Below are 15,986 nucleotides of genomic sequence, written 5' to 3' on the forward strand. Positions count from 1 at the left end.
TTAGGCTTTTGTCTGGCCGTAATAGGCGTGTTTGCCATGCTTGCGCTGGTAGTGCTTCTCCAGCAGGTAATCGGGCAGGGGGCGGGCTCCCGGGTTGATCTGGCCGGTGAGCCAGGCCATGCGGGCCACCTCTTCCAGCACCACGGCATTGTGTACCGCGTCCTCGGCGCTCTTGCCCCAGCTGAAGGGGCCGTGGTTGGCCACCAGCACCCCCGGCATGGTGAGGATGGGGGTCTGTTTGAGGGTTTCGACGATGAGATGACCGGTCAGCCCCTCGTAGTCCTCCTCGACCTCTCCCGGGGTGAGCAGGCGGGAGCAGGGGATCTCGCCGTGAAAGTAGTCGGCCTGGGTGGTGCCGAAAATGGGGATGGGGCGCCCCGCCTGGGCCCAGGCGGTGGCATGGGTGGAGTGGGTGTGCACCACGCCGCCAAGCTCGGGATAGGCGCGATAGAGCACCAGGTGGGTGGCGGTGTCGGAGGAGGGGCGAAGGTCCCCCTCAACCTGCTTGCCGGCGAGATCCAGCACCACCATGTCCTCGACTCGCATCCGCTCGTAGCTGACGCCGCTCGGTTTTATCACCACCAGGCCTTGTTCCCGGTCTATGCCGCTCACGTTGCCCCAGGTGAAGGTCACCAGGCCGTGGCGCGGCAGATCCAGGTTGGCGGCGAGCACCTGCTCCTTGAGGATCTTGAGGTTCATGCCTGTCCCCCCCGGTTGTAGAGGGGCTCGGCGGCGGCGCCCCAGGCGAGGTAGCGCTGGTAGAGGCGCTCGTACTCGGCGACCCGCTCGGGCTGCGGTTGGTGGGTGCGCTCCACGGCGCTCGCCATGTGGCGCTGGGCCTCGGCCACATCGGGATGGATCCCGGCCGCCACGGCGGCGAAGATGGCCGCCCCCAGGGCGCAGCACTGATCCGAGGCCACTACCTGGATGGGCCTGTTCATGACGTCGGCGCAGGTCTGCATCACGGTGGTGGACTTGCGGGCGATGCCGCCGAGCGCGATCACCTGCTCCACCGGCACCTGCTGGTGGGTCAAACACTCCATGATGCTGCGGGCGCCGAAGGCGGTGGAGGCCACCAGGGCGCCGAAGAGATCGGGGGCATCGGTGCCGAGGTTGATCCCCGTGAGGGTGCCCTGCAGGCGCTGGTTGGCATAAGGGGTGCGGCGGCCGTTGAACCAGTCGAGCACCACCGGGAGGTGGGCGAGATCGCGCTGCTGCTCCCAGGCGGCGGCGAGGCTGGGTAGCAGCTCCCGCTTGTGGGCCTCGATGGCGGTGCGAAGCTCCGGATACTGGGCGGCGAGGCTGTCAAGGGGCCAGCCGAGCTGGCGCTGATACCAGGCATAGATGTCACCGAACGCCGATTGTCCCGCCTCCAGCCCCACCATGCCCGGCACCACGCTGCCATCCACCTGGCCGCAGATCCCGGCAATGGCCCGATCGCCTATGGTGGCTTCGTCGGCGATCAGAATGTCGCAGGTGGAGGTGCCTATCACCTTGACCAGGGCATTGTTGCCGGCCCCGGCTCCCACCGCCCCCATGTGGCAGTCGAAGGCGCCGCCGGCGATCACCACCTCGCAGGAGAGGTGCAGCCGCTCCGCCCATTCGGGCGTCAGGGTGCCGACCGGCAGATCGGCGGTCCAGCTGTCGGTAAAGAGGGGATAGTCGAGATCCTCGGTCAACAACGGATCCAGGGCGTTGAGGAAGTCGGCGGGGGGCAGGCCGCCCCAGCTCGGGTGCCAGAGGGACTTGTGGCCGGCGGCGCAGCGACCGCGCTTGAGGGTGGCCGGAGCCTGGGTGCCGCTCAGGATGGCGGGCACCCAGTCGCACAGTTCGACCCAGTTGCAGGCGGCGGCGCGCACGGCGGCATCGGCTCGAGAGACGTGCAGGAGCTTGGCCCAGAACCACTCGGAGGAGTAGATGCCGCCGATGTAGCGGCTGTAGTCGGGGAACTGGCCGCCGTGGCACAGGGCGGTGATGGCCTCCGCCTCCTCAATGGCGGTGTGATCCTTCCACAGCACGAACATGGCGTTGGGGTTGTCGGCAAACTCCGGACGCAGGGCCAGCACCCGGCCCTCCTCATCGATGGGGGCGGGGGTGGAGCCCGTGCTGTCCACCCCGATGCCGCGCACGGCGGCGCGCTGGCCCGGGGTGAGCTGGCTCACCACCGCCACCACCGCCTGCTCCATGGATTCCAGGTAGTCGAGGGGGTGGTGGCGGAACTGGTTGTTGACCGGCTGGCAGTAGAGACCTGCCTGCCAGCGGGGGTAATAGACGACGTGGGTCGCCAGCTCGGCGCCATCCTGGCAGCGCACGGCGAGTGCCCTGACCGAGTCGCTGCCGAAATCGAGTCCGATGACGATGTGCTCAGACATAAGTGCTCCTGACCATCAATGGGGGTAACTGGGGAGGAACCATAGGAGATGGGGGGGAGGGGCGGTTAGCCATCGGCTGCTGTAAATATGGATTTTAACGCTGTCAGCAAGAGAGGGTGACGACCATCGAAAATTCAATATGTGACGAAATTGCTAATTCCATGGACGAAATGGCTGCAATTTCATGGCGTGATCCTGCTCTCCATTTTTGATGGTGAAAACGATTACAACTTGGTTCGCTTACATAGCAACAACAATAACGTCCTGTTTAAGCATGTTTTTATAGGCTGCGAGTTGACTGGCTCAATGAGTGGCACTGCGTGGATACATGGATTGATAGAACCGTTGGAGACATTCGCATGAACAAAATCGTTAAAGGCATGATCGCGATGGGCGTCGCCCTTGGTATGGCAAATTCTGCTTTCGCCGCCGAGACGCTGAAGCTGGGCTACCTGGTCAAGCAGCCGGAAGAGCCCTGGTTCCAGACCGAGTGGAACTTCGCCGACAAGGCGGGCAAGGATCTCGGCTTCGAGGTGATCAAGATAGCCGTGCCCGATGGGGAGAAGACCCTCAACGCCATCGACAGCCTGGCGGCCAACGGGGCCAAGGGCTTCGTCATCTGTACCCCTGATCCCAAGCTGGGTGCGGCCATCATGGCCAAGGCCAGGAGCATGGATCTGAAGGTCATCACCGTGGATGACCAGTTCGTCAATGCCAAGGGCCAGCCCATGGAGCAGGTGCCCCTGGTGATGATGGCCGCCACCAAGATTGGCGAGCGTCAGGGTCAGGAGCTCTACAAGGAGATGCAGAAGCGCCAGTGGGATCCGAAGAGCAGCGCCGTGCTCGCCATCACCGCTGACGAGCTGGATACCGCCCGTCGCCGGGTTGAAGGCTCCCTCGGTGCCCTGAAGGCCGCCGGCTTCCCCGAAGGCCAGATCCACCGCGCCCCCACCAAGAGCAACGACATTCCGGGGGCCCTGGATGCCGCCAACTCCATGCTGGTGCAGCACCCCGAGGTCAAGAACTGGCTCATCGTCGGCATGAATGACAACACAGTGCTCGGCGGCGTGCGCGCCACCGAAGGGCAGGGCTTCAAGCCGGAGAACGTCATCGGCATCGGCATCAACGGGGTGGATGCGGTGAACGAGCTCTCCAAGTCCAGCGCCACCGGCTTCCTCGGCTCCCTGCTGCCAAGCCCGGACGTGCACGGTTACAAGAGCATCCAGATGCTTCATGACTGGGTTGTCAACGACGCCGAGCCCGCCAAATTCACCGAGGTGACCGACGTGGTGCTCATCACCCGCGACAACTTCAAGGCCGAGCTGCAGAAGAAAGGGTTGTAATCGCCCACCCCTGGTACCCATGCCGGCATGGCGCCCCGCGTCATGCCGGCTGACTGGAGTCATTCCATGAATCACGTTCCATATCTGGAGTTTTGCGGCATCAGCAAGGAGTTTCCCGGCGTCAAGGCGCTGCAGAACGTCTCCTTCTCCTGCCAGCGGGGCACGGTGCACGCCCTGATGGGGGAAAACGGTGCCGGCAAGTCCACCCTGCTCAAGATCCTGAGCGGTTTTCAGGCGCCCACCCGCGGGGTGGTGAAGCTGGCCGGCCAGGAGAAGGTGTTCCAGAACACGGTCGACGCCCTGGAGAGCGGGATCGCCATCATCTATCAGGAGCTGCACCTGGTGCCCGAGATGACGGTGGCCGAGAACATCTACCTCGGCCAGCTGCCGACCCGGCGCGGCGTCATCGATCGGGAGAAGCTCTACCAGGATGCGACGAAGCAGCTTGCGCGCCTGGGGATGGACGTCTCCCCCGAGACGCCGCTCAAGTACCTGTCCCTGGGCCAGTGGCAGATGGTGGAGATCGCCAAGGCCCTGACCCGGGATGCCAGCGTCATCGCCTTCGACGAGCCGACCAGCAGCCTGTCGTCGCGCGAGATTGAGCAGCTGTTCCGGGTCATCCGCCAGCTGCGGGACGAGGGCAAGGTCATCCTCTACGTCTCTCACCGCATGGACGAGATCTTCGCCCTGTGCGACGCCATCACGGTGTTCAAGGATGGCCAGTTCGTGCGCACCTTCGCCTCCATGGCCGAGGTGGACCGGGATCTGCTGGTCAAGACCATGGTGGGGCGCGAGCTCACCGACATCTATGGCTACAGCCCCAGAGCACACGGGGAGGTGGGCCTTAGGGTGAAGAACCTGATGGGACCCGGCCTCAAGGCGCCGGTGTCGCTTGAGGTCAAGCGCGGGGAGATCCTCGGCATCTTCGGCCTGGTGGGGGCCGGGCGCAGCGAGCTGATGAAGCTCATCTTCGGCGCCGAGACGCCCCGTGGCGGCGAGATTTCGGTGTTTGGCAAGGAGGTGGTCGTTCGCAACCCCATCGACGCCATTCGCAGCGGCATCATGCTCTGCACCGAAGACCGCAAGGCCCTCGGCATCATCCCCATCCACTCGGTGCAGGAGAACATCAACATCAGCGCCCGCCGCCACCAGGCGTGGGGGGGCTTCTGGATCAACCAGAAATGGGAGGACGAGAACGCGCGGCTGCGGATCCGCGACATGAGGGTCAAGACCCCGTCCCCCCATCAGGCCATCATGAATCTCTCCGGCGGCAACCAGCAGAAGGCCATTCTGGGGCGCTGGCTGTCGGAGGACATGAAGGTCATTTTGCTCGACGAGCCGACCCGCGGCATCGACGTCGGGGCGAAAAACGAGATTTACAACGTGATTTACGATCTGGCCAGGGTCGGCATCGCCGTGGTGGTGGTCTCCAGCGAGTTGCCGGAGGTGCTGGGCATCGCGGATCGGATCATGGTCATGCGGGAGGGGGAGATCGCGGGCGAGCTTTCCCACGACGACGCCAACGAGGTCAAGGCGCTCAATCTGGCCATGCCGGCCCGTTGACCCCTCTGACCGCAACGAGATAGCACCCGGAATTTTCAGGAGAAATACCATGACTACAACGACTTCTGCCGGCCAGGTCGGCACCGCGGCAGCCAGCGGCTCCCGGCTGCAACTGGCCCGCATCTGGGATCAGTACGGCATGCTGGTGATCTTCGCCATCCTGTTCCTGCTGGCCTGCGTGCTGGTCCCCAACTTTGCCAGCCTGATCAACATGCGAGGGCTCGGGCTCGCCGTCTCCATGTCGGGCATGGTGGCCTGCGGCATGCTGTTCTGCCTCGCCTCCGGCGAGTTCGACATGTCCGTCGGCTCCGTGGTGGCCTGCTCCGGCGTCGCCTGCGCGGTGGGCATCAACGCCACCGAGAGCATCACCCTCGGCATCCTGGCCGGCCTCTTCGTGGGGGTCTTCTTTGGCCTCATCAACGGCATCGTGGTGGCCAAGTTCAAGATCAACGCCCTCATCACCACCCTCGCCACCATGCAGATGGCGCGCGGGGTGGGCTACATCATCTCCGACGGCAAGGCGGTGGGCATCGTCGAGGAGGGCTTCTTCGAGCTCGGCAACTCCGCCCTGCTCGGCATCCCGACGCCCATCTGGCTGACCGCCGTCTGCTTCGTGCTCTTCGGCTTGCTGCTCAACAAGACCACCTTCGGCCGCAATACCCTGGCCATGGGGGGCAACGAGGAGGCGGCACGCCTTGCCGGGGTCAACGTGGTACGCACCAAGATCATCATCTTCACCATGACCGGGCTGATTGCCTCCATCGCGGGCATCATACTCGCGTCGCGCATGACCTCGGGCCAGCCCATGACCTCCATCGGCTTCGAGCTGGTGGTGATTTCGGCCTGCGTGCTGGGTGGCGTCTCCATGAAGGGGGGCATCGGCAAGATCTCCTACATCATCGCCGGGGTGCTGATTTTGGGGCTAATGGAAAACGCCATGAACCTGCTCAACATCTCCCCGTTTGCCCAGTACGTGGTGCGCGGTCTCATCCTGCTCGCCGCCGTGCTGTTCGACCGCTACAAGCAGGTGCGCAAGGCCCGTCTCTGAGTGGTTTTTCTCCTCCTCACCAGGCCGGATGTGCGCCGGCCTGGTGCTCCCCTCGGGCAAGCTGTGAGCCAGTTCAACAATTTCACAACAGGCTGCGTGCGAACTTAGGGGGTTCCTACCCCGGATCTCTACAATGGCCCATGTCGACTTTTTTACCGAAACCCTGTTTTCCGCCATGTCCTCGATGCAAAAAGAGAAGCCGAAACAACTCAATCCCCTGCTGCCCGGTTACGCGTTCGATGTCTTTCTGGTGTCGGGCATGACCCCCATCGAGCAGGGGAGTGCGCTCGATTTCACCATCGACAGGCCCCACGGCATGAAGGGGTTCATCGTCAATCTGACCATCAGGGGCAAGGGGCAGATCTTCCAGGGGGGCCAGGCCTTCACCGTGGAGCCTGGCGACCTGCTGCTGTTCCCGCCCGCCGCCGTGCACCATTACGGCCGGGCGCCGGATGCCCGGGAGTGGTATCACCGCTGGGTCTATTTCCGGCCGCGGGCCTATTGGGCAGACTGGCTCAAGTGGCCCCAGGTGACGGAGCGGGTGGGGCGCTTGCAACTGCCAGACAGCCAGCTGCTCGCCGAGTTCGATGCCCTTTTCCTCGACATCGAGGAGACCCACAAGCAGCTGAGGCCCATGTCGGAGCAGCTGGCCATGAACCTGCTTGAGCGGCTGCTCATTCGCTGCTACGAGGCCTCCTCCCAGGACGCTTATCCCGCCATCGATCACCGGGTTCACGAGGCGTGCCAGATCCTGAGCGAGTCGCTCTCGGCCGAGATCTCGGTGGAGGCCCTGGCGGAGCAGGTGTTTTTGTCCCCCTCGCGACTGGCACACCTGTTTCGCGAGCAGGTGGGGGTGAGCATAGTGCGCTGGCGCGAGGATCAGCGCATCATGCGGGCCAAGCTGCTGTTGCAGACCACGCCGCTGTCGGTGGCCACCATAGGCCAGCAGGTGGGTTATGACGATCAGCTCTACTTCTCCAGGGTGTTCCGAAAGCGGGTCGGGGTCAGCCCCACCGAATATCGCAAATGCGCCACCCTGCTGTGAGGCGGCCATTCAGACAACAAAGCCCTCGTGATGAGGGCTTTGTTGTTTCGGGACAGAGGGAGGCTATCAGCCCTGACGGGCCTTGAACCTGGGGTTGCTCTTGCAGATGACGAACAGCTTGCCGCGCCGGCGCACGACCTGGCAGTCCGGGTGGCGTGACTTGGCGGATTTCAGGGAGGCGAGAACCTTCATTTTTGCTCTTTTCCTTTGCTGAAGAATTGACCGAATCGCTGGCCGAAGCGGGCGACTTGTCCCTCCTTGCCGACCTGCTTCTGCTTGCCGGTGTAGAAGGGGTGAGAAGCGCTGGAGACATCCAGCGTCACATAGGGGTAGGTGTTGCCATCTTCCCACTCCTTGGTGCGGTCGGTGGCCAGCGTGGAGCCGATCAGAAAGTAGGTGTTGCTGGCGAGATCGTGGAACAGAACCTTGCGGTATTCAGGGTGAATATGGGGACGCATGATGACCTTGTTTGTTATGTTGTAACATAACCAAATGATGCAATGGATGAGAATCAATATCAACTGTTTTTCTCGCCTGACCGTGCGAAGAGGCCGAAAGCACCGGCTCATCAGGAAAGTGGGATGGTACAAGTCGGGAGGGGCTGCGATGTTGCGGCAGACAAAGCGCGGACCCGTCTTTACTTTTTAATTTTACTGTATAAAAATACAGTAAATGTCACGGAGAAGTACCCTATGCGCCTGGAAATCATCATCGACAGAAAACATCAGATCCCCACCTCGACCATGGAGGCGCTGCGCCAGGAGTTGCTCAAGCAACTGGGCGAGCGTTTCCCCGATCTGCATGTGCGGGTGGCGCCGGGCAGTGCCATGGCCCTGACGGTCAGCCGCGCCAGCAAGGAAGACAAGGATCTGGCCGAAGCCATGGTGCAGGAGGTGTGGGAGAACGCCGACAGCTGGATGCCGGAGGCGGAAACCGAGGAAGCCTGACCGGCCTCACCCCATGAGTGTCCACCTCGGCCCCGGGCTTCGCACCAGCGAGCAGGGTGGAAAGAGAGGGGAGAGAGTTGAAGAGTGGAATAATGAACAAGACGCAGCCAGAGGCTGCGTCTTGTGTTTAGGGGAAGTGGGGCGTAAAGGCCGGATTCACAGCCCTGCCCAGCGCCTGAGGCTGTCGACCTGGACCCGCTGACTGGCCTGTGCGATGTCACCGTTGGCGCGCAGCGTCTTGAGGGCGGCAGGCAGGGCCTTGCGTATCTCGTCGGCCGTCATGCCGCTATGGAGGGCAGGGTGATAGGCAAGCTTGAGCAGCAGGTAATCGAGTCCGGTCGGGAAGCTGTCGATGCTGCGATCGTTGAAGATGGAAGGGAACACCTTGTCCGAGTCATTGGGCAGCCCCATCACCTGGGTGAGCTCTTCCACCACGCAGTCGAGGAAACGGCCCTTGGCCCGACTGTAATCCACCGGGATGATGATGGTGGCACGGGCTATCTCGTGGCGATCATTGGTGGCGAAGTTGGCCAGGCAGATCCCCTCTTTGAGGGCGATGCTTACCGATTCGTCCTGGCGCATGGTGCGGCGGGCCCACTCCGGCATCTGCTGGTGCCGGGTCATGATGAGGGTGAGATTGGGGTTGCTGCTGACCATCTCGATGGGATGCCCGGTGATCCGGGCCAGGTGCCGGCTCTGCACCCTGACCATCTCGGCCTGCAGCGGCTTGTCGCCAAATTCGTTGATGAGCTTCAAGCGGATGGGGGCATGCCAGCGGGAGAAACGCACCGTCTTTTCGTGGCCATACTCCCGCTTCATGGCGATCTCCATGAAGCTCTGGATCAGGTACTCCTCGCGCTGCCAGCGCTCCGCCGCGCAAATCGGCAGGGACAAGAGCCAGAGCGCCAGCCCCCGGACGAGCCAAGTCCGGGGGCGAGCAGAGCGGGAACGGCTTTGCCATGGGCGCATGTTGCCTCCTTGCAAACGCGGGATCAGCGGCGGGTGCGCTCGAGGTCGCGCCAGGTGAGCCAGAGCCGGAGATCGAACTCCAGTTGATGATAGTCAGGTTCCATGTGCAGGCAGAGCTGGTAGAAGGCCTTGTTGTGCTCCTTCTCCCGCAAGTGGGCCAGCTCGTGCACCACTATCATCTTGAGGAAGGCGGGGTGGGCCTCCTTGAACAGGGCGGCGATGCGGATCTCGTTCTTGGCCTTGAGCTTGCTGCCCTGTACCCGGCTGACGTAGGTGTGCAGACCGAGGGCATCCTTGATGATGTTGATCTTGCCGTCGAAGATCACCTTTGAGAGCGGTGCCGAGCTTTTGAGATAGCGGTTCTTCAGCTCCATGGTGTAGGCCAGGAGCGCCTTGTCGTTCTGGACGAGGTGGGTCTCCGGGTAGCGTTTGGCCAGCATCTCGCCGAGTTTGCCCGCCGCGATCAACTGCTGCACCTGGGCCTTGAGCGGATCTGGGTAGCCCCCCAGATAGGTCAGTTCCGCCATGATTGCTCCCTCCTCCACGAAAAAGAGCGCCATTGTAGAGAGGATGCGCCTCTTTGAACACCGTCGAAACGTTCGGGGCCGCCATGGTCATCCATGGCGGCCCCGATGAGTATTACCCTCTGGCTCAGCGCAGGCGATAGAGGCCGGGATCCACCTCTTCATAGTGCTCGGTCAGATACTGGTAGAAGGCGAGGGTGGAGGGGGAGGCCGGCTGCTTCAGCCCCTCTGCCACCCGCTCCGGCTTGGCGATGATGAACTTGGGAGCTTGACGTTTTACATCCGCCAGCACCCGTTCACGCACGTCATAGGGCGGGTTGACGTTGGCAAAGAACAGGTAGGCAGAGGCCGGCTGGCGATCGGTCCACAGATAGTACTGGGGCTGGATGCCGTCGACCCAGATCCTGTCGGTCGGCGCCGTCTCGGCCTTGATCCTGTCCACCCGCACCTGGGCCGGCGGATTGAACGGCCTGCCCTTGAGGTTGCCCTCCCAGGCGTTGTTGACCAGCAGTGCCAGCATGGCCAGCGAGGCGAGCCAGGGGGTGGCGCTGCGCACGTCCCAGGCGCGCCAGAGCGGCACCAGGATCAGCACAGGCAAGGCCCATAGCAGGCTGTTGCCGAGTACCTCGCGCACCCGCTCAAGGGACCACTCCTTGGTACTCCAGCCGTAACCGAGCTGCTGGGCCAGCAGCCAGCTGGCGGTCAGCACCACCAGGGAGATGCAGAACAGACCCAGCGCATCGGAGCGCTGTTCGCTTCTGTCCAGCAGGCAGGCGAGCGGCAGCAGGGCCAGCTGCAGATAGAGCACGTCATAGTGATCGAACACATGGCCCGAAACCGAGTTGGCGATCAGGGTGAACAGCACACCGAACAGGGTGGCGCACAGGGCGGGCAGGTACCACTCCTGGCGGCGGCCCAGCATCAGCACGATGAAGGGGGGCAGCAGCATGATGAGGCCGGTGCGCAGCAGGCCGACGGCCCCCACCTCCGGTGAGAAGCCGTTGCCGTAGCTTCCTTCGAAGAAGATGCCGAAGGCATAGTACTTGAACTCTTCCAGCAGCCCGTGGTGCTGGAAGTAGGCGAGCAGGGGGCCGCCGACGAGGGCCAGCCCCAGCAGGCTGGAGAAGAGCAGGGCGAAGGCTGCGCGCCACTGCTCGCGCAGGCACCAGTGACAGAACAGCACCAGATACCAGGCGCCCCAGAAGGCGCCATTGTTGGTGCGCATCCAGGCCACGATGGCGAAGGTGAGCGCGGCCACCAGGGCCGGCCCCCAACTGAAACGCTTGTCCAGCAGCAGGGTGATGAAGGCCCACTGGGCGATGAGGGCGAGATGGAATGTCCAGTCCTCGGTCATGTTGCCGTAGTAGTAGCGGGTGCTGTAGAGCGCCAGCAACGCCAGCATGCTGCCGAGGCGGGCGCGCAGGGATAGCCCGAGCTGGGCGAAGGCCTGCCAGCTTGCCAGCAGCCCCAGCCAGCAGAGCCCCCACTCCAGCAGCCAGATCCCGAAGAAGCCGCCGAGGGAGTAACCGAGGGCATCGAGGGCGAAGATCATGGGCCCCTTGATGTCGATCATGTCCCGGTAGAGCACGCCCCCCTCGCTCCACATCTTGCCCATCACCGCGAACAGTGAGGCATCGAATCCCGGCGCCATGCCGTGAAATAGCGGGTTGCGCAGGCAGAACAACAACGCCATCAGGGCGGTGAGCAGGATAACCAGCGGCCTGAGCCCGGGATTGTGGCGCTGCGGGGTAAAACGGATGGCGTGATTCATGGGTGACCTGTTCCTGCGGGAAAGACTGAAAAAGCGGGCTTATCTTGCCGACCCTGGCCCCATGATGCAATGGGGCAAGGGAAGGGGCTTGAAATAATTCGTAAAAGTAACGTTTTCAGACGCCTGGCACGCTGAAACAGCGGGGCCGGTTGCCGAGTCCCGGCCTGATGCCTTGTGCCACTGTGCGATCTGTGCAGGCCGGCGGATCTGGCAGACGGGCCGCGCCTTTGGGAAGGTGCGGCCCGTGTTCTGACAAGAGAATGCCCGGTGCCGATGCGGCCCCGGCACCCCCTCAGTGGGCGGGCTGCCCCTGGTACTCCACCAGCGGCGGCAGGGGGGCGAGCTCGGGCAGGTGGCGGGCCCAGCGGATGAAGGCATCCGCCAGGGTGATGCCGAGCTCCTGGTTGTGCTGGGTCAGGGTGCGGGCCAGGGCCGTGTAGCCCTCCTTGCCGGAGGCAGTATAGGCGCTGGAGACGCCACGATAGATGGCCTCTGGCTCGACCGCTTGCCAGTTATCCGGGCTGGCCTCCCACTCCAGGCGGGTGATCCGGCTGCCCTTGGGCAGATCGGCGCAATAGCAGAAGCGCACCCCGGCGGTGTAGGGGAAGCTGCCGCTGCCATTGCCGACCACGCCGTTGTTGGTGGCGTTGTCGATGGCGCCCTCCAGCGCCTCGGCGAGCTCGTGGCCGTGCACCCGGTAGAGGGTGAGGGGGATGGCAAAGGGCAGCAGGCGCCCGGCGATGTCCGCTTCGCTCAGCGGCCCGGGTTCGAGGGAGCAGCGCACGCCGCCGGCGTTGTGCAGGGCGAAGTCCACCTGACCGACCTGTTCGCGGGCGGCGGCCAGCATGGCGCCGGCCACCAGGGGGGCGACCTGGCTGCCGGCGGGCAGGCTGGCATCGGGTAGTCGCTGGTGGTGCAGGGGCCCGCCAAGCTGGGTCACCACGCGTCGGGTCATGGTCTCGAGTTCGGGTCGGTAACGCCTGGCCAGGTGCTGCTCCAGTTCGGGGGCCGGCTCGCAGAAGTGCAGGCCCGCAGGCGGCTGGGAGGCAAAGGGCCAGGGCTGCCAGGGCAGCCACTCCAGCTGGCCACGGCTGCGGCTGACCCGGCCGAGGGCATCAAACTCCAGCTCGCACACCCCGAGACAGAGGGCACTGTGGGCGGCGTGCAGGATGGCGACGCCGTTCACCATCAGGGGGTAGTCCCCCTCGCTCTCGAGTCCGAGGGGCGCCAGATCCCCCAGCATGCTGTGGGTATGGCCGCCGACGATGAGGCTGATCTCGGGGAAGCGTGCGGCCAGCCGCTTGTCCTGCTCGAGCCCCAGGTGGCTGAGCAGGATGATGTGGTGGATCCCCGCAGCCTTGATCTCGGCGAGGGCGGCACCGAGGGTCTCCTCGATGCCGTGGAAACGGGTGTGGGGATCGGGGCTCGCGATGGCGGCCATCTGTGGCAGCGTGATGCCGAGCAGGGCGAAGGGGACGCCGTCGATGACGCGCCTGTGCCAGGGGCGGCTCGCGTCAAACAGCTGCGGCAGACCCTGCAGCCGCAGCGGGGTATCGGCGGGCTCCAGGTGGCTGTCGATGTTGGCGGCCAGCACGGGAAAATCGAGCTGGCGCAGGAACTCCACCAGGGGACCGTTGCCCAGATCGAACTCGTGGTTGCCGATCACCATGGCATCGGGCTTGAGCAGACCGAGCAGATCGGCGTTGGCCCGCCCCTTGAAGCGGTTGAAATAGAGCGAGCCCTGGAAGGTGTCGCCGCCGTGCAGGAACAGGCAGGTCTGGCCCGCCGCCCCGGCCTGCCGGCGCAGGGCGGTGAGCCGGCTCAGGATGCGCCCATAGCCGCCGCACTGGGTACGCCACTCGGATTCGCCGACGGGGGAGAAGCGCATGGGGGCGCCATCGAAATGGGAGTGGCAATCGCTGAAGTGGGCAAGTTGAACCGTAATACTCATTTCGGTCCTCCTTAGAGAAAAAGAGCACCGAGTCTACTGCATGGGGCGGGGGGGATGCCAGCCCGGCGAACACCGGGCCGACAGGGGAGAAAAGAGGGACGGGCACCCGGTCGGGTGCCCGTTGCCTCAGGCGGGCACCATGATCTGGGTGGCGAGGATCACCACCAGCAGGCCCACGGCGACCGGCAGTGAGGTGCGCTTGACCACCTCGAACGGGGAGAGGTTGCCCATGCCCGCACAGGCGACCACCACCCCGGAGACCGGCGAGATGGTCCGGCCGAGGTTCGAGGCCTGCAGCATGGGGATCACCAGGTAGGCGGGGTTGACGCCAAGGCTGGTGGCCAGGTGGGGGATGAGCTCCACAAAGGCGTAGAAAGGGGCATTGCCCGAGCCCGTGGTGAAGGCGGCCAGGGTGGTGATGACCACCAGCATCAGCATGATGACGATGCCGCCGGTGCCAAAGCTCTGGGCCAGATCCAGGAGGTTGGCGATGAAGCCGAGCCCCATCAGGCCCTGGGCGAATACCCCGGCCCCCACCAGCAGCATGACGACGCCGGCGAAGGCGTCGGCCATGCTGCGCCAGCACACCTGCAGTCCGTCCAGCAGCTCGCGGCCGTTGCGTTTGCGTACCAGCTCCAGCAGGGCTGCCAGCACCAGGCAGATGACGATGATGGTGACGATGTCGAGTTTGGGGCCCAGCTTGCCGTCAAACAGCAGCACGCCGATGATGGGGGTGAAGGGCAGGATGGCGTAGAAGCTGGGGGCATCGGTGACGAGATCGCTCGGGGCGACAGCGGCGTTGTGTTCACCTGATTTCCGATCCAGATAGCGCTGCCAGAAGAAGTGGGTCACCGCCATGGCGGCGATGGCAGTCAGCGAGATGGGCAGGGTCAGCTTGAAGGCAAACTCGATGAGTTCCATGTTGGCGGCCTGGGCGGCCATCACCACGTCGCCCGAGGTGGGGGAGAGGATGATGGCGGCCGGGGAGGCGCACACTGCGGCCGCGGCGCCACGGGAGATCCCCATGTTGACCATCAGCGGGAACAGGGTCGCCATCAGCAGTACCCCGAGGCCGGTGGCGGAGCTGACCGCGAGCGACATGGCGCAGGCCACCAGGTAGGCGGCCACCAGCAGGATGTAGGGGGACTTGATGATGCCAAGGGGTTTGCTGGCGAGCTTCACCAGTATGGTGTTGGCTCCGATGTGGCTCATGTAGCCGGCGAAGCCGCACAGCACCATGATCAGCATGCCGAGGCCGCCGCCCCGATCCACCAGCAGGAAGCGCACGTATTCGAACACGTCGGTGGCAACGTGGCCGGTGGAGGTGACGCTGGCGGGCAGCACGGCCTTGCCCATCAGGGCGGTGATGGCCAGCAGCAGCAGACCGCCGCTGAGCAATACCCCGGTGGCCGAATAGCCCTTGAAGATGTAGCGACCCACGGCCAGGGTGACCAGGGTGCCAATAAGGAGTTCCATCATAAACAGGTTCCTGAGTGTGTAGTGACGCTGGGCTTGCACGGGATAACCGGGGATTGCACTGGTTAGGTCGACATGCACCAACAAAAACGCCAGGATTATTACCTCATAAGGAGTATTTAACCACGACATCGATGGCTGCCTGTGATCTCGCCTGCAAATCCCGATGCGGCCCGTGTGATATTTCGCACGCTTGCCGCGCCCGGATACCGACAGCAGGTGACAGCGCCCGGGATCGCGGTTACTCTCCATTCTGACTATTAATTCATTGATTATTAATTGAAATTAAGCTGGGACTCACAAGGGGCAAGGCCACAAGCAGATGGGACTCTTTAGCAAGACAGGGGTGGTGGCGGCCCTCATGTATGCCGCCTCAATCGGGGCAGCGCCATCTCACTATAGCGGTATTCGGGTGGTGCCCGACATCAAGGTCGACTTTCAGTTTTATCGGGTCTCCGGGGCCGATGTGGCCGCCGTGATGCGCCAGATCACCGCCCTGTCTCCCGCCCAGGCGGACGGACACATCGGCAGGGCCAGCTACCAGCTCTCCTGGCAACTGCAGACCAGGCCGACACCGGCGCGTTGCGAGCTGGATCAGGCCGACGTGACGGTCCGCATCAAGGTCCGGGTGCCGAACTGGATGGACAAGGCCAGAGCGCCCGAGAAGGAGCGGCAGAAGTGGGACAAGCTGGTGGCGGCCATGTTCGACTACGAGAGCCGTCACAAGGATATCCTGCTGGAGAGCGTCAGCCAGCTCGGTATCCGGCTCGCCCAGATGCCGGTGACCACGAGCTGCGAGGCCTTGCAGCATCAGGGCTGGCAGGAGGGGCAGGCAGCCCTGGAGGCGACCCGTGAGCGCTTTGCCACCCTGGCAAAACAGACCGAGCAGGGGCGCAAGCTGGGAGTCATCTGGCCAATGCGCAGCTGATCCCCCCTGGCTGACAACAAAAACGGGCTGCCCCTGTGGGCAGCCCGTT

General features: G+C 63.9%; 15 protein-coding genes. 6 read left to right on the plus strand and 9 right to left on the minus strand.

The annotated features are described in order from the left end of the window. Complete coding sequence (locus I6L45_RS15115; protein ID WP_216982512.1) at nt 1–699, minus strand: L-ribulose-5-phosphate 4-epimerase; 699 nt, start codon at nt 697–699, stop codon at nt 1–3. Further along, complete coding sequence (locus I6L45_RS15120; protein WP_216982513.1) at nt 696–2,372, minus strand: ribulokinase; 1,677 nt, start codon at nt 2,370–2,372, stop codon at nt 696–698. Before I6L45_RS15120 ends, I6L45_RS15115 begins: the two co-directional genes overlap by 4 nt. 359 nt (nt 2,373–2,731) lie before the next feature. Here I6L45_RS15120 and I6L45_RS15125 point away from each other — a divergent pair, with 359 nt between their 5' ends. The 4 genes from I6L45_RS15125 to araC all read left to right on the plus strand — a co-directional run bounded on the left by I6L45_RS15125 (nt 2,732) and on the right by araC (nt 7,371). Next, on the plus strand, nt 2,732–3,715 hold the full coding sequence (locus I6L45_RS15125; RefSeq protein ID WP_043761146.1) for an arabinose ABC transporter substrate-binding protein: 984 nt from the start codon (nt 2,732–2,734) through the stop codon (nt 3,713–3,715). A 66-nt stretch (nt 3,716–3,781) separates the two neighbouring features. Continuing rightward, entirely contained in the window at nt 3,782–5,278 is a 1,497-nt protein-coding gene (gene araG, locus I6L45_RS15130; RefSeq protein WP_216982514.1) for an L-arabinose ABC transporter ATP-binding protein AraG, read from the plus strand. A 49-nt stretch (nt 5,279–5,327) separates the two neighbouring features. Then, a complete protein-coding gene (gene araH, locus I6L45_RS15135; RefSeq protein ID WP_043761144.1) occupies nt 5,328–6,326 on the plus strand; it encodes an L-arabinose ABC transporter permease AraH in 999 nt (332 codons plus the stop codon). A gap of 133 nt (nt 6,327–6,459) precedes the next feature. Then, the gene (gene araC / locus I6L45_RS15140; RefSeq protein ID WP_216982515.1) at nt 6,460–7,371 is read left to right on the plus strand and encodes an arabinose operon transcriptional regulator AraC; all 912 of its coding nucleotides are present in this window, start codon (nt 6,460–6,462) and stop codon (nt 7,369–7,371) included. Between the two features lie 66 nt (nt 7,372–7,437). Here araC and ykgO read toward each other — a convergent pair whose 3' ends face one another. Together ykgO and I6L45_RS15150 are read right to left on the minus strand one after the other, a co-directional pair. Further along, a complete protein-coding gene (ykgO, locus tag I6L45_RS15145) occupies nt 7,438–7,563 on the minus strand; it encodes a type B 50S ribosomal protein L36 (RefSeq protein ID WP_025326720.1) in 126 nt (41 codons plus the stop codon). Then, entirely contained in the window at nt 7,560–7,829 is a 270-nt protein-coding gene (locus I6L45_RS15150) for a type B 50S ribosomal protein L31 (protein ID WP_216982516.1), read from the minus strand. The genes ykgO and I6L45_RS15150 overlap by 4 nt, the downstream gene beginning before the upstream one ends. A 234-nt stretch (nt 7,830–8,063) precedes the next feature. On the opposite strand from I6L45_RS15150, the gene I6L45_RS15155 reads away from it, so the two are divergent. After that, a complete protein-coding gene (locus I6L45_RS15155; protein ID WP_043761136.1) occupies nt 8,064–8,318 on the plus strand; it encodes a DinI family protein in 255 nt (84 codons plus the stop codon). A 156-nt stretch (nt 8,319–8,474) separates the two neighbouring features. On the opposite strand, the gene I6L45_RS15160 is transcribed toward I6L45_RS15155, so the two are convergent. The 5 genes from I6L45_RS15160 to dcuC all read right to left on the minus strand — a co-directional run bounded on the left by I6L45_RS15160 (nt 8,475) and on the right by dcuC (nt 15,012). After that, on the minus strand, nt 8,475–9,287 hold the full coding sequence (locus tag I6L45_RS15160; RefSeq protein ID WP_216982517.1) for a DUF2927 domain-containing protein: 813 nt from the start codon (nt 9,285–9,287) through the stop codon (nt 8,475–8,477). Nucleotides 9,288–9,310: 23 nt separating this feature from the next. Further along, a complete protein-coding gene (locus I6L45_RS15165; protein WP_216982518.1) occupies nt 9,311–9,814 on the minus strand; it encodes a M48 family metallopeptidase in 504 nt (167 codons plus the stop codon). A gap of 124 nt (nt 9,815–9,938) precedes the next feature. After that, the gene (locus I6L45_RS15170; protein WP_216982519.1) at nt 9,939–11,582 is read right to left on the minus strand and encodes a hypothetical protein; all 1,644 of its coding nucleotides are present in this window, start codon (nt 11,580–11,582) and stop codon (nt 9,939–9,941) included. A gap of 292 nt (nt 11,583–11,874) precedes the next feature. Next, entirely contained in the window at nt 11,875–13,533 is a 1,659-nt protein-coding gene (locus I6L45_RS15175; protein WP_216982520.1) for a bifunctional UDP-sugar hydrolase/5'-nucleotidase, read from the minus strand. 126 nt (nt 13,534–13,659) lie between these two features. Then, nucleotides 13,660–15,012 (minus strand): anaerobic C4-dicarboxylate transporter DcuC, encoded by a 1,353-nt coding sequence (gene dcuC, locus I6L45_RS15180; protein WP_134696882.1) that lies wholly within the window; start codon nt 15,010–15,012, stop codon nt 13,660–13,662. 319 nt (nt 15,013–15,331) lie between these two features. Between dcuC and I6L45_RS15185 the strand changes: the two genes are divergently transcribed. Next, nucleotides 15,332–15,937, plus strand: a complete 606-nt coding sequence (locus tag I6L45_RS15185) for a DUF922 domain-containing protein (protein ID WP_043761126.1) — start codon at nt 15,332–15,334, stop codon at nt 15,935–15,937. Nucleotides 15,938–15,986: the final 49 nt, after the last annotated feature.

Source organism: Aeromonas sp. FDAARGOS 1415, assembly GCF_019048365.1.
GTDB lineage: Bacteria > Pseudomonadota > Gammaproteobacteria > Enterobacterales > Aeromonadaceae > Aeromonas > Aeromonas taiwanensis.

Excerpts from the sequence above, each read along its gene's own strand:
- I6L45_RS15155 (WP_043761136.1), top strand. The coding sequence starts at position 8,064 with ATGCGCCTGGAAATCATCATCGACAGAAAACATCAGATCCCCACCTCG.
- araH (WP_043761144.1), top strand. The coding sequence starts at position 5,328 with ATGACTACAACGACTTCTGCCGGCCAGGTCGGCACCGCGGCAGCCAGC.
- I6L45_RS15125 (WP_043761146.1), top strand. The coding sequence starts at position 2,732 with ATGAACAAAATCGTTAAAGGCATGATCGCGATGGGCGTCGCCCTTGGT.
- I6L45_RS15185 (WP_043761126.1), top strand. The coding sequence starts at position 15,332 with ATGGGACTCTTTAGCAAGACAGGGGTGGTGGCGGCCCTCATGTATGCC.
- araG (WP_216982514.1), top strand. The coding sequence starts at position 3,782 with ATGAATCACGTTCCATATCTGGAGTTTTGCGGCATCAGCAAGGAGTTT.
- I6L45_RS15115 (WP_216982512.1), bottom strand. The coding sequence starts at position 699 with ATGAACCTCAAGATCCTCAAGGAGCAGGTGCTCGCCGCCAACCTGGAT.
- araC (WP_216982515.1), top strand. The coding sequence starts at position 6,460 with ATGGCCCATGTCGACTTTTTTACCGAAACCCTGTTTTCCGCCATGTCC.
- dcuC (WP_134696882.1), bottom strand. The coding sequence starts at position 15,012 with ATGATGGAACTCCTTATTGGCACCCTGGTCACCCTGGCCGTGGGTCGC.
- I6L45_RS15165 (WP_216982518.1), bottom strand. The coding sequence starts at position 9,814 with ATGGCGGAACTGACCTATCTGGGGGGCTACCCAGATCCGCTCAAGGCC.
- I6L45_RS15120 (WP_216982513.1), bottom strand. The coding sequence starts at position 2,372 with ATGTCTGAGCACATCGTCATCGGACTCGATTTCGGCAGCGACTCGGTC.
- I6L45_RS15170 (WP_216982519.1), bottom strand. The coding sequence starts at position 11,582 with ATGAATCACGCCATCCGTTTTACCCCGCAGCGCCACAATCCCGGGCTC.
- I6L45_RS15150 (WP_216982516.1), bottom strand. The coding sequence starts at position 7,829 with ATGCGTCCCCATATTCACCCTGAATACCGCAAGGTTCTGTTCCACGAT.
- ykgO (WP_025326720.1), bottom strand. The coding sequence starts at position 7,563 with ATGAAGGTTCTCGCCTCCCTGAAATCCGCCAAGTCACGCCACCCGGAC.
- I6L45_RS15160 (WP_216982517.1), bottom strand. The coding sequence starts at position 9,287 with ATGCGCCCATGGCAAAGCCGTTCCCGCTCTGCTCGCCCCCGGACTTGG.
- I6L45_RS15175 (WP_216982520.1), bottom strand. The coding sequence starts at position 13,533 with ATGAGTATTACGGTTCAACTTGCCCACTTCAGCGATTGCCACTCCCAT.